The sequence below is a fragment of the Rhodococcus sp. NPDC080181 genome (genome assembly GCF_040702225.1).
GTDB lineage: Bacteria > Actinomycetota > Actinomycetes > Mycobacteriales > Mycobacteriaceae > Rhodococcoides > Rhodococcoides fascians.
In genome coordinates, this window is record NZ_JBFBKN010000010.1 from 109828 (window position 1) to 124751 (window position 14924).

The 14924-nt window shown below is 65.6% G+C and carries 10 protein-coding genes and 1 riboswitch; of the genes, 3 read left to right on the forward strand and 7 right to left on the reverse strand.

The window, feature by feature from the left end:
- Positions 1–9: 9 nt before the first annotated feature.
- From AB0O58_RS14050 to gcvP, 3 genes are all read left to right on the forward strand, one after another.
- A complete protein-coding gene (locus AB0O58_RS14050; RefSeq protein ID WP_027497166.1) occupies positions 10–483 on the forward strand; it encodes a bifunctional nuclease family protein in 474 nt (157 codons plus the stop codon).
- Positions 484–896: 413 nt separating this feature from the next.
- The gene (locus tag AB0O58_RS14055; protein ID WP_157226114.1) at positions 897–1436 is read left to right on the forward strand and encodes a MerR family transcriptional regulator; all 540 of its coding nucleotides are present in this window, start codon (positions 897–899) and stop codon (positions 1434–1436) included.
- 12 nt (positions 1437–1448) lie between these two features.
- Positions 1449–1546, forward strand: a riboswitch (glycine riboswitch).
- Between the two features lie 205 nt (positions 1547–1751).
- Positions 1752–4592, forward strand: coding sequence for an aminomethyl-transferring glycine dehydrogenase (gene gcvP, locus AB0O58_RS14060; protein WP_032400830.1), 2841 nt, complete (start codon positions 1752–1754; stop codon positions 4590–4592).
- 31 nt (positions 4593–4623) lie between these two features.
- Here gcvP and AB0O58_RS14065 read toward each other — a convergent pair whose 3' ends face one another.
- From AB0O58_RS14065 to AB0O58_RS14095, 7 genes are all read right to left on the reverse strand, one after another.
- On the reverse strand, positions 4624–5763 hold the full coding sequence (locus AB0O58_RS14065; RefSeq protein ID WP_032408243.1) for a metallophosphoesterase: 1140 nt from the start codon (positions 5761–5763) through the stop codon (positions 4624–4626).
- A gap of 3 nt (positions 5764–5766) precedes the next feature.
- Positions 5767–7431: a substrate-binding and VWA domain-containing protein gene (locus AB0O58_RS14070; RefSeq protein ID WP_366238302.1), complete on the reverse strand. Its 1665-nt coding sequence runs from the start codon at positions 7429–7431 to the stop codon at positions 5767–5769.
- Between the two features lie 67 nt (positions 7432–7498).
- Complete coding sequence (locus AB0O58_RS14075) at positions 7499–9673, reverse strand: malate synthase G (RefSeq protein ID WP_032372755.1); 2175 nt, start codon at positions 9671–9673, stop codon at positions 7499–7501.
- 64 nt (positions 9674–9737) lie between these two features.
- Positions 9738–10652, reverse strand: a complete 915-nt coding sequence (locus AB0O58_RS14080) for a hypothetical protein (RefSeq protein WP_032372393.1) — start codon at positions 10650–10652, stop codon at positions 9738–9740.
- Positions 10653–11774, reverse strand: a complete 1122-nt coding sequence (locus AB0O58_RS14085) for a hemolysin family protein (protein WP_032370576.1) — start codon at positions 11772–11774, stop codon at positions 10653–10655.
- Complete coding sequence (locus AB0O58_RS14090) at positions 11767–13146, reverse strand: hemolysin family protein (RefSeq protein ID WP_027497158.1); 1380 nt, start codon at positions 13144–13146, stop codon at positions 11767–11769. Before AB0O58_RS14090 ends, AB0O58_RS14085 begins: the two co-directional genes overlap by 8 nt.
- A gap of 331 nt (positions 13147–13477) precedes the next feature.
- Positions 13478–14914, reverse strand: a complete 1437-nt coding sequence (locus AB0O58_RS14095) for a GuaB1 family IMP dehydrogenase-related protein (protein WP_027497156.1) — start codon at positions 14912–14914, stop codon at positions 13478–13480.
- Positions 14915–14924 lie beyond the last annotated feature (10 nt).

Consider the following 14924-nt stretch of genomic DNA (forward strand, 5'->3'; position numbering starts at 1 on the left):
GTGGACACGATGAGTGAAATGCGTGTGGTCGGTATTCGTGTCGAACAGCCGCAGAACCAGCCCGTGTTGCTGCTGCGTGAATCCGACGGAGATAGGTACCTCCCGATTTGGATCGGCCAAACCGAAGCTGCCGCAATAGCTTTGGAGCAGCAAGGTGTGCAGCCGGCTCGGCCGCTGACGCACGATCTGGTGAAGAACCTGATCTCTGCGTTGGGGCACGAGCTCAAGGAGGTGCGCATCGTGGACCTCCAGGAAGGCACCTTCTACGCCGATCTCGTATTCGACAAGGACATCCGCGTGTCGGCGAGGCCGTCGGATTCGGTTGCCATCGCGCTCCGTGCCGGAGTCCCGATCTATGCGGAGGAGCCTGTGCTCGCCGAGGCCGGCCTGCTGATGCCGGACGAGCGGGAGGACGAGGTGGAGAAGTTCAAGGAATTCCTCGAATCGGTGTCGCCGGACGACTTCAAGGCCACCGACGGGTAACGGAATAGTCTCAACCTCAACTTTAGGTTCAGGTTTACGGCGCGTTGCGTTGAATCTGGTCGATCGCCCCCATAACGTTCGTGCCAGTGAAGTTCATCGCCGGCGCAGTCCGGACCGACGCAGTTCACGCCTCTTCGGTTGCCGCCGAGGCGTAGTCTGGCCCTGGTACACGGTATGACTTCACGCGAGTACACCGAGGCGTTCAGGCGCGCTTCGGACGGATCCCAGTACTGACTGGATCCGAACGCAGTGAGACATCCGAGAGGGAGCAGTCAGTGGGAGATCAGCCGCAGCAGCATCACGGCAGTCGAGAATCCGACGCCGCAAGCCGGACAGAGGACGCGTCCGCAGCCGATGCTCGGGTCGAGACCCCCGACGAGGCGTCGAATCGCCCTGTCGCACAGTCGCAGGACATTCAACCCGGCCTGTTCCCCGACGATTCGGTGCCCGACGAACTCGTCGGATACCGCGTACCCAGCGCGTGCCAGATTGCCGGCATCACCTATCGGCAACTCGACTACTGGGCTCGTACGGGCCTGGTCGTACCGTCCATCCGAGGCGCAGCAGGTTCGGGCAGCCAGCGGCTGTACTCGTTCAAGGACATGCTGGTCCTCAAGATCGTCAAGCGCCTACTCGACACCGGAATCTCGTTGCAGAACATCCGCGTCGCGGTGGATCACCTGCGCCAGCGTGGCGTGGGCGACCTCGCCAACATCACCCTGTTCTCCGACGGCACCACCGTCTACGAGTGCACGTCGGCCGAGGAAGTAGTCGACCTGCTGCAGGGCGGGCAGGGCGTCTTCGGTATCGCCGTCAACGGCGCGATGCGCGAGCTCACCGGCACCATCGCCGACTTCCCGGCCGAGCGAGCAGACGGCGGAGAGAGCCAGCCGAGCCCCGAAGACGAACTGGCGTCCCGCCGCAAGAATCGCGCGAGTCGTAAGACCGGCTAGACTTCTCACCGTCGCGCCTGCGCGGGAGAGTTCCGAGGCATCCAGTCTCGGACGCCGAAGGAGCAATACCTCCCCGTCAATCTCTCAGGCACACGGACCGTGTGGGCTTCGACAACTCTGGAAAGTGGTGGGAGCACCCACCCGCCCAAGGGGAAAGGTGCCGGTGCGCGCACGTCAGCGCGCCGTGTTCTACCGAATCTCTCAGGCGCACGCGTCAGCGAGCACACGACAGAGGGGGAGGAGCGGTCGGCGCGTATGCCCCGGCCGTCCGACGCCTTGTCTTGGGACCCCTGGGAGTAGACCGTGACCGACCGAATGACTTCGACCGCATCGGCTTTCGTCGACAGACACATCGGCCCCGACACCACCGAACTGGCCCGCATTCTCGACGCAATCGGTGTCGACAGCCTCGACGAGCTGGCCCGCAAGGCTGTTCCCGAGTCCATTCTCGATACCGTCGTCGACGGGGTTCCCGATGGCCTGGCGACATTGCCGCCTGCTCTGAGCGAGCACGATGCGCTGGCCGCGCTGGCCGATCTCGCCGGCCGCAACACGGTGGCCACCTCGATGATCGGCCTGGGCTACTACGACACCCTGACGCCTCCGGTGCTCACGCGCGGCATCCTGGAGAATCCGGCCTGGTACACCGCCTACACCCCTTATCAGCCCGAGATCAGTCAAGGCCGACTCGAGGCACTGCTCAATTTCCAGACGATGGTGTCGGACCTGACCGGTATGGATGTCGCGAATGCCTCCATGCTCGACGAGTCCACTGCCGCAGCCGAATCCATGACGCTCATGCGTCGCGCCAACCGAGGCTCGAAGTCACCCCGCCTCGTCGTCGATTCGGATATTTTCCCGCAGACCAAAGCCGTGCTCGCTACGCGCGCCGAACCGCTCGGGATCGAGCTGGTGTACGCCGACCTCGCCGACGGCCTGCCCGAAGGCGACTTCTTCGGAGTGCTGGCGCAGCTGCCGGGAGCATCAGGCCGTCTGGTGGACCACACCGCCACGATCGAGGCAGCACACGAGCGCGGTGCGCTGGTTGCAGTCGGGGTCGATCTGCTGGCCGCCACCCTGGTGACCGCGCCCGGCGAAATCGGTGCCGACGTCTGCTTCGGAACCACCCAGCGCTTCGGGGTTCCGATGGGGTACGGCGGTCCGCATGCCGGTTATCTCGCAGTGCGCTCCGGTCACTCGCGCCAGCTGCCAGGGCGGTTGGTGGGAGTGTCCGTCGATGCAGACGGACATCGGGCCTACCGCTTGGCCCTGCAGACGCGCGAGCAGCACATTCGCCGTGAGAAGGCGACCTCCAACATCTGCACCGCCCAGGTGCTGTTGGCCATCGTGGCCGCGATGTACGCCAGCTACCACGGCGCGGATGGGCTGCGCGCGATCGCACGTCGCGTCAACACCCGTGCTCGAACCGTCGCAGCAGGGTTGCAGGCTGCGGGCATCGACGTGGTGCATGCCGAGTTCTTCGATACCGTGCTCGCCGCGGTCCCCGGCGCGGCCCACACCGTCGTCGATGCCGCCAAACAACGCGGTATCAACCTCCGACCGGTCGACGACGATCACGTCGCGATCGCCTGTGACGAGGCAACCACGGAGGCTCACATCGTCGATGTGCTCGCTGCATTCGGTGCCGAGCCCGCCGGCCCGGGAGCCGAGTCCGTCCCGGCCGATTGTGCCCGCACGTCCGAGTACCTGACGCATCCCGCCTTCACGCGCTACCGCACCGAGACAGCCATGCTGCGCTACCTTCGCGCGCTGTCGGACAAGGACATCGCCCTCGACCGCAGCATGATCCCGCTGGGATCGTGCACGATGAAGTTGAACGCGACCGCTGAAATGGAGTCGATCACCTGGCCTCAGTTCGCGCGCCAACACCCGTTCGCGCCGTCGACCGACGTCCCCGGACTACTCCGGGTGATCGCCGACCTCGAACAATGGCTCGTCGACATCACCGGCTACGACGCGGTCAGCCTGCAGCCCAATGCAGGAAGCCAGGGCGAGTACGCGGGACTACTTGCGATCCGCCGATACCACCAGGCCAACGGCGACACCGGTCGCACGGTCTGCTTGATCCCGTCGAGCGCACACGGCACCAACGCCGCCTCCGCGGTGATGGTCGGGATGCGCGTCGTCGTGGTTGCGTGCCGACCGAACGGAGACGTCGACGTCGACGACCTGCGGGCCAAGATCGCCGAGCACGCCGACACCCTCGCCGCCATCATGATCACCTACCCCTCCACCCACGGTGTGTACGAGCACGAGATATCCGATATCTGCGCCGCGGTGCACGACGCGGGTGGACAGGTGTACGTCGACGGTGCCAACCTCAACGCTCTGGTCGGGTTGGCTCGGCCGGGTCGTTTCGGCGGAGACGTCAGTCACCTGAACCTGCACAAGACCTTCTGCATCCCGCACGGCGGTGGCGGTCCCGGCGTCGGACCCATCGGCGTCCGTTCGCATCTGCAGCCGTACCTGCCCGGCCACCCGCTGGCACCGCAACTGGGCGACGGTCCGACCGTTGCGGGCGCACCGTACGGAAGCGCGTCGATCCTGACGATCACGTGGGCATACATCGCGATGATGGGCGCGGAGGGGCTGCGCCGGGCGACCTTGACCGCCATCGCGTCGGCCAACTACATCGCGCGCCGCCTCGACGAGTACTTCCCCGTGCTCTACACCGGCGACAACGGCATGGTGGCGCACGAGTGCATCCTCGATCTGCGAGGTCTGACGAAGGACACCGGCGTCACCGTCGACGACGTGGCGAAGAGACTGGCGGACTACGGCTTCCACGCGCCGACGATGAGCTTCCCGGTGCCGGGGACCCTGATGGTCGAGCCGACCGAGAGCGAGAATCTGGAGGAGATCGACGCATTCTGCGACGCGATGATCTCCATCCGCAGGGAAATCGACCGCGTCGGCTCCGGCGAGTGGACCGTAGAGGACAACCCGTTGCGCGGCGCTCCGCACACGGCGCAATGCCTCGTCGCCGACTGGAACCACCCGTACTCGCGGGAACTCGCGGCGTACCCCGCAGGCTACGACCGACCGAAGGTGTGGCCCGCGGTCCGGCGGATCGACGGCGCGCACGGCGACCGCAACCTGGTGTGTTCCTGCCCGCCGATCGAGGCGTTCGCCTGACCTGCTGTTCGCCCGATGGACGGGCAGATGGTCAGCCCCGCGTGAGTTCGAGCATCGCGATCTCGGGCGGGGCTGCCACGCGCACCGGCGGACCCCACGCGCCTGCACCGCGGGTGGTGTAGAGCGTGGTGTCACCGATCGTGTCCAGCCCCTCGACACTGGGCTGCTGGAGCGGCACCAGATAGCGGATCGGCCAGATCTGCCCGCCGTGAGTGTGTCCGGACACCTGCATGTCCACGCCCAGCTCGGAGGCCTCCACAGCCTGCTTGGGCTGATGAGCCATCAACAGCACGAAGCGATCCGGGTCGATGCCGTCGAGCGCAGCGCCGAGATTCGGTTCGTACGGTTCCGGGGCAGTGGCGTCGTTGATGCCGGCGATATCGATGGCAACGCCATCACGGGTGATCGTCGTGCGCTCGTTGCGCAACACGTCGATGTCGAGGGTCGACCAGAAGTCGAGCCACTCTCCGCCGTCGCCCGCGTAGAACTCGTGGTTGCCGCTGACAGCGAAGACCCCGAGAGGGGCTTCGAGGTCGCGCAGCGGCTCGAGGTCTTCTCCGACCAACTCCACTGTCCCGTCGATGAGATCGCCGTCGAGCAGCACGACATCAGGCTGCTGCGCGTTGACCGAATCCACGACCGTGCGCACGAAGCCCGCACCGCGAGACGGCCCGGCATGGATATCGGACACCAATGCCACTCGCAGACCGTCGAATTCGGCCGGCAACCGGTCGAGCGCAACCTGGGTGCGTGTGACACGAGGCGAGGCGGCTTCGACGAGGCCGTACCCCACTGCGACGACGCTGACGAGAGCCACGACAACGGAGCCGACCCTCGATATGCGCAGCCGAGCAGCAGTCGAATCACGATGCGACAGTGCGAACATCACCCGCACGACGGCGCAGATCAGAGCAACGAGGACCGTGCCGAGGAACAGATACAACACCACCGCCAACCAGGTCAGACCGACGAAAGCCGGGCCGCGGGCCCAGGACGGATCGAACTCGACGCCGCTGCCGAAGCCGACCACCGCGCACAACCACAGAAGTATCAGCAACAGATCTGCCGGGCGTCCGACACGTGCCGGTGCCCTCGTTACGGAGAGAAACCGCCAGTGCAGGAAGAGGGTGACGAGGAGTAGGAAGACGCCGACAAAAAGTACACGAGACATGTTCTAGTACAGCAACTTTCCGAGTCGATCGAGGAGGTCTGGGGAGTCCGATGTCGGCACCGTGTCCACGGTGCCGCCGGTGCGAGCTGCGATGTCGGTGAACACGGGGGCAGGGCTGTCGTCGCCGATGCGCACGATGTTCACCGCAACCGGCCGCGCCGGATCGGACGCCGATGTCAGTTCGGTGAGTAGCTCGTCCGCCGACAAGGGTGAGTCGTCCGGGCCGTCCGTGATCAGCACGACCGAATTGACGCGGCCGGGGACGTAACCGGCCACGGCGTCGAGATACGCGACGAGGACGGACGCGTACGTGAACGAGCCGGTTGCCGGCGTCAACGCCGCAGCGGTCGCATCGAGGGCGGAGCGCCTCGGAGTGGTACCGACGGGAACTGTCATCGGTCCGGTCGGGACATCCACCCGGAAGGGCAGCGAGTTGTTCAGGTCTTCGCTGAAACTCCACAGACCGAGTTCGGTGGCGTCGGGGACTCGTCGGAACTGCTCGCTCAGTGCGCGAACGGTGTTCTGCAGCCGCGTCGCACCGCCTTCGGTGGTGCGCATCGACTCGGACACGTCGAGTAGAACAGTGGCACGGCGGGGCACAACCGGATTGCGAAGCACAGCGAGCAGAGCGTCGGCAACCGGCCCCGATGGTGGGGCGACGATGCCCGCGTCCTGGGGCTCGTCCACGCTGAATCCCGCGTCCAGGAGTGTCTGCGTACCGTCGGGCTGACGAACGAAATCCACGAATGCCGCGGCTGCTCGGGTGGAGGTCTCGTCACCGGAGAGCACGACCGCCGGATGATCGGCGACAGGCGTTGCACCCTGTGGGCGAACGGCGGTCAGCGTCGAGGAATCGGTCGACGCGAGTTGCTGTTCGGTGACCGGGACCGCGTGGACGGCGGCGTCGGGGCCTGCAGCATTCTCGAGCGCCGCGAGGGCGTCGTACGTGGTGGAGGCCAAGGTTGCGGCAGCGCCGGTATCGGTCACCGCCAACTCCGACATCGCCGACACCAGTTGCGTCGAGGAGGCCTCCTCGACGGTGAGTGTGGTGGTCGGGTCACCGCGTACGCCTGCCGCGATGGCCGTGACCGCAAGAGTGCTCGCGCCGGTGTCGGAGCCGGACGGCACGGCGAGTCGAAGCCCACCCCACTCGGGGAGTCCGAGAGCCTGCGGGTCGCGTTGCAGTCGTATCAGATCTGCCCAGCTAGAGCCTGCAGCGACGACGGCGTCGGCCACCGCGCCCGGTGCAGCGAGGACGATCGGACTCGATGCGACGGGCCGCGGCGTACCGTCGATGGCTCCACGGTCTACGACGGCCTCGACGTCTGCCGAGGACTGGGGTATCCACAGACCTGGACGAGCGCCGAGCGCACCGACATCCCAGTTGTCGGCGCCGGAGTTCAGTGCCGCCCGCACCGCATCGGACGCGATGGCTCGAACCTCTACTGTTACACAGTGATCGCGAATTACCGGGGCGGTCGCGTCGAATCGTGTTGCCAGCTGTTCGATCGCGGCGGAGATGTCGGGGTCGGCCGCCACGGTGAGGACGGCCGGTCCCTCCACGCAGGTGTCGGCTGCCTCGATCCCCTGATCCGAAATTCGATCACGCAGCGCAAACCATCCGAACACGGCTGCCACCAGGACCGCGATCGTCAGTACGACGATCACGGGCCCGGCGGCTATGGAACGTCCGCGCCCTGAGTTCCGGTGTTCACCCACGTGGTCGACAAGTCCGTCAGGCGTTGACGGCCTTGTACTCCCGTCGGCGACGATGCAGGATCGGCTCGGTGTACCCGTTGGGCTGGCTCGTGCCCTGGAAGATCAGATCACTCGCAGCCTGGAAGGCGATGTTGGTGTCGAAATCGGGTGCCAACGGCTTGTACGTCGGATCGGACGCGTTCTGCCGGTCGACCACCGGTGCCATTCGCTTCAGCGATTCGCGCACCTGCTCCTCGGTGACAATGCCGTGCCGCAACCAGTTCGCGATGAACTGGCTCGAAATGCGCAGCGTCGCACGGTCTTCCATGAGAGCGATGTCGTTGATGTCGGGCACCTTGGAGCATCCGACACCGTGGTCGATCCAGCGCACGACATAACCGAGGATGGACTGCGAATTGTTGTCGAGTTCGTTCTGCTTCTCCTCGTCGGTCCAGTCGGTGGACGGCGCGAGAGGGATCTCGAGGATCTCGTCGACGGTGGCGCGCTTGGCTTTCGCGATCTCGTGCTGACGGGCGAACACGTCGACCTTGTGATAGTGCAAGGCGTGCAGGGTCGCTGCGGTGGGGGAGGGAACCCACGCAGTGTTCGCGCCGGCCTTGGGGTGGCCGATCTTCTGCTCGAGCATGTCGTGCATCAGATCGGGCATGGCCCACATGCCCTTGCCGATCTGCGCCTTGCCCTGCAAGCCGGCCGCCAGCCCGGTGTCGACATTGAAGTCCTCGTAGGCGGCAATCCACTTCTCGCCCTTCATCGCTCCCTTGCGAACGACGGGCCCTGCCTCCATCGAGGTGTGAATCTCGTCGCCGGTGCGGTCGAGGAAGCCGGTGTTGATGAACACGACCCGCTCGGACGCGGCCTGGATGCAGGCCTTGAGGTTGACCGTCGTGCGGCGCTCCTCGTCCATGATGCCGACCTTGAGCGTGTTGGTGGGCAGGCCGAGGACCTGCTCGACGCGGCCGAACAGTTCGGCGGTGAAGGCGACCTCGTCCGGTCCGTGCATCTTCGGCTTGACGATGTAGAGCGAGCCCGTACGCGAGTTCGAGAGCACGTTGTCCGGAGTCAACGAGTGCAGACCGGCGAGCGAGGTGAACAGTGCATCGAGAATGCCCTCGGGAACCTCGTTGCCCTCGGCGTCGAGGATCGCGTCGGAGGTCATCAGGTGGCCGACGTTGCGGACGAACAGCAGCGAACGACCGTGCAGCGTCAGCTCGGAACCGTCGACCGAGGTGTAGGTGCGGTCCCTGTTCATCGCGCGAGTGAACGTCTTACCGCCCTTGGAGACCTCCTCGGTGAGATCGCCCTTCATCAGACCGAGCCAGTTGCGGTAGCCCAGAACCTTGTCGTCGGCATCGACTGCGGCGACCGAATCCTCGAAGTCCATGATCGTGGTGACAGCCGACTCGAGGAGCACGTCCTTGACGCCCGCTCCGTCGGTCTTGCCGATCGGGCTCTCGGGGTCGATCTGGATCTCGAAGTGCAAACCGTTGTGCACGAACAAGATTGCCGTCGGCGCATCGGGTGTGCCCTGGTAGCCCAACAGCTGGGACGGATCCTTCAGGCCGACGGTGCTGCCGTCGGCCAACGTCACCGTCAGCGACGCGGCGTCGACGACGTATCCGGTGGTCCCGACGTGCGAGCCGGAGCTCAGCGGCAATGCCTCGTCCAGGAAGTCACGCGCGAACGCGATGACCTTGTCTCCGCGGACCTTGTTGTAGCTCGTGCCCTTCTCGGCTCCGTCGGTCTCGGGAATGGCGTCCGTTCCGTAGAGGGCGTCGTAGAGCGAGCCCCATCGTGCGTTGGAGGCATTGATCGCAAAGCGTGCATTGAGCACAGGAACCACCAGCTGCGGCCCGGCCGTGGTGGTGATCTCGGTGTCCACGCCGGAGGTGGTGATCTGGAAGTCGGCAGGCTCGTCGAGCAGGTAGCCGATCTCTGTCAGGAAGGTCTTGTACGCTGCGCGGTCGTAATCGGCACCGGCATGTTCGCCGTGCCACGCGTCGACCTTGCCCTGGATCTCGTCACGGACGGCAAGCAACGCTTTGTTCTTGGGAGCGAGATCGGCGATCACCGACGCGGCACCGGCCCAGAAGGCCTCCGAATCTACGTCGGTACCCGGCAGAGCCTCCTTCTCGACGAAATCGAATAGGACCTTGGCGACCTGAAGTCCACCAGCCTGCACACGATCGGTCATGAATTCCTCACTCTTTCCGGTCACGGACACCGGTGACGGTGTCCCCACGACAACGCTGTCGATGTTACTCGGCGGTAGGTCCGACGCCGAACCCGCCGCCGGTGAGCAGATTTCGACACCGATCCACCAGTGCCGAGCGTAGGGGAGCGGCCTTTTCCGACAGCTCTCCCTGCGCGCGAACGTACTCTGCCCGTCCAACCGCAGTTTCGATTCGGATGGGATCGAGATGGTACTCGCTCAGATCGTACGGACTTGCGCGCATATCGATCGTTCGCGCCTCCAACGCCAACTCGAAACAGTCGGTCACGAACTCCGAGTCGATCAACGGACCCAATTTGTAGCACCACTTGTACAGATCCATCGACGCGTGGATGCAACCGGGCTGCTCGGACCCCAGGCGCGACTCGGGGGACAACGCGAGGGCGTTACGCGGTACCGCGTCCTCGGTGAAGAAGCGGTAGGCGTCGTAGTGAGTGCACCGCAACGTCATCGAGTCCACCACGGCGTCGGTTCCCTCGTGACCGAGTCGCAACGGGACCTGGCTGTGCCGGACTGCCGAGTCGCCGCCGCGGTAGACCATCGCCCATTCGTGCAGACCGAAGCAGCCGAGCAGGGGCGGTCGCTCCCGCGTCGCCGACAGCAGACCCAGAACGAACTCGATGCTGGGCCGGCGTCGCTCGAGCAGATCCGACCGCACCCGGAATCCTGGACCGTCCGCAGTCTCGACCTGCTCGTACGAGGCGAACTCGGCGAAGTCACGCGCCCGATCGCCCGTCAGAACCGTGCCGTGGCCGGGATTCCATCGGCGCAACTGACCCGGGCGGTGGCTGTAGTAGGTGAACAAGAAATCCACCACCGGATGCACATTGCCGTGTCCGCGATCGACCAGATAGCTGCCGACGAGACTCTCCACCCGCGCCGAGTGCGCGTCTCGCCGGGCAGTCCACTCCGCCTCGGTCAGCGTTGCCGATTCGCCCATTCAGACGTTCCGCGGGGTACCGGTAGGTGCGGACTGACCCGGTCGGGGACCGGCGACACGGTGAGTCCCGTCTCGAACCGTGCCCACGAACTCCTCCACCAGATCCTCCAGCGCGACGATGCCGACCGTGGCACCGGTCGCATCGTGCACGGCACCGAGGTGGCTGCTGGCGCGCCGCAGCTTCGTCAGCGCGTCGTCGAGCACGGTGTCTATGGACACCACGGGCAGGGCCCTGACATCGCTGCGGGGAATGACGGTCTCCGGGCCGGCGGAGTCGTCGGCCATGTCGTCGAGCACGTCCTTCAGGTGCAGATAGCCCACCAGGGAACCGCTCGCATCACGCACCGGGTACCGAGAGAACCCGGTTTCGATGACTGCGCGTTCCACCGAACCGAGGGTCGGACCGAGAGTGTGGTCCGGCCCGGACAGCTCGATACTCCGAACCTGATGCGAGGGAATCAGAACCTCGGCCACGGTTCGGCCCGAGGTCTCGAGAGCCTGGCGCAATCTGCGGTGTTCCTCGGCGTCGATCAGTCCCTCCGAGCGCGATTCGCCGATCATCTGCGACAGCTCCACCGCCGAGACGGACGAACTCAGTTCGTCCTTGGGCTCGATGCGAAGCATGCGCAGCGTCAGGTTGGCGCACAGGTTGTAGAACGAGATCAGGGGCAACGCCACCTTGATGAACATCAGGTGGATGGGCACGAGCACCATGGCGGTGCTCTCCGGGCCGGCGATGGCGATGTTCTTCGGGACCATCTCGCCGACGAGAATGTGCAGAACCACGACGAGCGTCAGCGCGATGGCGAAGGCGATCGGGTGCAGGAACGAGCCGGGGATGCCGACCAGCTCCAGGGGCACCTCGATCAAGTGCGCGACCGCGGGCTCGGCGACGCGGCCGAGCAGAATCGAGCAGATCGTGATGCCGAGTTGTGCCGCGGCGAGCATCTGCGACAGATTTTGACCGGCCTCGATGACGCTCTGCGCGCGCTTCTTGCCCTGCGCCAGCAATGCTTCGAGACGATCACGGCGAGCTGAGATCAGTGCGAACTCGGCACCGACGAAGAAGGCGTTTCCGGCCAGCAGCAGAACTGCCAGACCTACCCCGAGAAAGTCACCCATCGACCTCACCGTCCGATCGCAGACGCGCCACTGCTTCGGCGTCGACCGGCAGGATCAGCACACGATCGATACGGCGGCCGTCCATGCGGATCACGCGCGCCATCCACCCGCCGTCGCCGTCGGGGACGTCCTCCGTCGCCGGGGACGGTAGAAGCACCGCGTCTCCCTCTGATGGAATCCGGCCGAGTTGCATCAGTACCAGGCCCCCGATGGTTTCGTATTCGCCTTCCGGGGCCGAATAGCCCGTCGCCGACGCAACCTCGTCGATGCGAAGCAGCCCCGCGCAGTCCCAGCCGTCGCCCGAACGAGCGACGTCCAGTTCCGGCTCGTCGTGTTCGTCGCGCACGTCGCCGACGATCTCCTCGATCAGATCTTCCATCGTCACCATGCCTGCGGTGCCGCCGTACTCGTCCACCACGAGGGCTACCTGCATTCCGTCGGCTCGTACGCGTTCCATCACAGCGTCGCCGTCCAGGCTCGACGGAACGACCGGAACGTCGCGCGCCAGGGACTCGACAGTGGTGGACCGGCGGTCCGCTCCGGCCACCGTGAACGCATGCTTGATGTGTACGACGCCGACGGTGTCGTCCAGGTCGCCGTCGACCACCGGGAACCGAGAAAAGCCCGTTCGCGCAGCGGTTTCGATCAGGTCGGCGACGGTCGCGTCGGTGGCGAGAGTCTCGATCTTGACCCGCGGAGTCATCAGTTCCTCGGCGGTGCGGTCGCCGAACTGCAACGACCGGTCGACCAGACGTGCGGTGTTCTCGTCGATCGAGCCCTGCTGGGCCGACGTCCGGACCAGTGAACCGAGCTCCTGCGGTGACCTCGCCGAACGCAGTTCCTCGGCCGGTTCGATGCCGAGCCGTCGCACGAGCCAGTTGGCCGAGCCGTTGAGTCCGTTGATCGCCCATTTGAAGATCAGGGAGAACCCGGCCATCGCTCCGGCTGTGACCCGCGCGGTCGACATCGGTTTCGCAATGGCGATGTTCTTGGGGACCAGTTCACCGAAGATCATCGAGAACGACGTGGCCAAGATCAGAGCCACCGCGAGGGAGATGCCCGACGCGAGAGAGTCCGAGGCACCCAGCGCGGTGGTCACCGGCCTGATAAATCCTGCCAGCACCGGCTCCGCGAGATAACCGGTGATGAGGGTGGTGATCGTGATGCCCAACTGCGCGCCCGACAACTGAAAAGACAGCGTCTTGTGAGCATGCAGAACTTGACGCGAGCGTAGGTCGCCGTTCTCGGCCTGAGACTCGACCGCACTGCGTTCGAGAGCAGTGAGGGAGAACTCTGCCGCGACGAAGAGGGCAGTACCTGCCGTCAGCGCCACGAAGCCGATCAGGCTGACGATGGTGACGAGAGTGGCCACAGGTCAACGCCGCCGAAGTTGAGAGAGCAGTACCGCTCCGCTCGTCTGCGGGGACCTGTCGAAATCGGTGTCGCCGGGTTTCTCTCCCGGCTCGATAGAGGATCCCTCCGATGTGGAACCGTCGTCGTGCTGCTCCGCAGTTGCCGAACCGGCAACCGAAATAGTGGGTGCCTCGGGCACCTGATTCCCTTCTGTCTGGTTCGCGTTGCGGCACACCGGTGGTGGCCGACGCGTCGTCGATCCGCGCCGAGTCGACGTTGTCGTCTCGGCGCGGGCAACGACAGCGAACGTCGTCGAACTCGTAGTGGGTGAGTCTAACCGTCTCGGTGCGTTACCACCCGGACGGCAGGGGGCGCCCTTCGGCAAATCCTGCGGCCGACTGGACCCCGAGGACGGCTCGTTCGGCCAATTCGGGCAGGGAACGTGCCCCGGCATAAGTGCATGTGCTGCGCACACCTGCGCAGATGTGATCGATGAGGTCTTCGACGCCGGGACGATCCGGATCCAGTCGCATCCGGGAACTGGAGATCCCTTCCTCGAACAACGCCTTGCGGGCGCGGTCGAAGGCCCCGTCGGTGGCAGTGCGCGCCGCGACGGCACGCTTGGACGCCATGCCGAAGCTTTCCTTGTACCGGTTGCCCGCCGCGTCGACGCGAAGGTCTCCGGGAGATTCGTAGGTGCCCGCGAACCAGGATCCGATCATGACGTTGGCGGCACCGGCCGCGAGCGCGAGCGCGACGTCGCGAGGATGGCGAACACCGCCGTCGGCCCAGACCGACGCACCGAGTTCGGCTGCGGCAGCCGAACAGTCGGCCACGGCGGAGAACTGCGGCCGACCCACGCCGGTCATCATGCGAGTGGTGCACATGGCCCCGGGGCCGACACCGACCTTGACGATGTCCGCACCCGCCGCCACCAGGTCACGGGTGCCCTGAGCGGAGACGACGTTGCCGGCGGCGAGCGGTACGCCGAGATCGAGCGAACGCACTTCGGCCAACGCTTCGAGCATCTTCTGTTGGTGCCCGTGGGCGGTATCCATCACCAGGACGTCCGCACCGGCCTCGACCAGTGCCGTCGCCTTCTTCGCCACGTCGCCGTTGATGCCGACCGCGGCAGCGATCCGCAGCCGTCCCGACGCGTCGACGGCAGGGGCGTAGATGCCGGTGCGGACGGCACCGGTGTTCGTCACCACACCGGCCAACGAACCGTCGTCCTCGACGACGATCGCGAGCTGGGCGTGGGCGGCCTCCATCAGCTCGAAGACCTCTTTGGGTGAGGCGTTGCGGGCCACCCGCACGAAGTCGGTCGCGGCCACCGAGCTGAGCCGAGCGAAGCGATCGACGTCCGCGCAGGCGCTCTCGGTGACGACACCGACGGGCTTGCCGTGCTCGACGATCACGACGGATCCATGAGCGCGCTTGTGCACCAGGGCGAGCGCATCGGAGACCGAGGCGTTGGGGCCGAGAACGACCGGTGTGTCGGCAACGAGATCTCTGCTCTTGACGAATGCGACGGTTTCGGCGACGGCCTCGGTGGGCAGGTCCTGCGGAATGACGGCAATGGCACCGCGTCGTGCGACGGTCTCGGCCATCCGCCGACCAGATACTGCGGTCATGTTCGACACCACGATCGGAATGGTCGTTCCCGACCCGTCGACCGTGCTGAGGTCCACGTCGAAACGAGAAGTGACATCGGTCCGGTTCGGGACGAGGAAGACGTCGTCGTAGGTGAGATCGTAGGGCGGCTGGTGACCATCGAGGAACTGCACGTTGATCGAG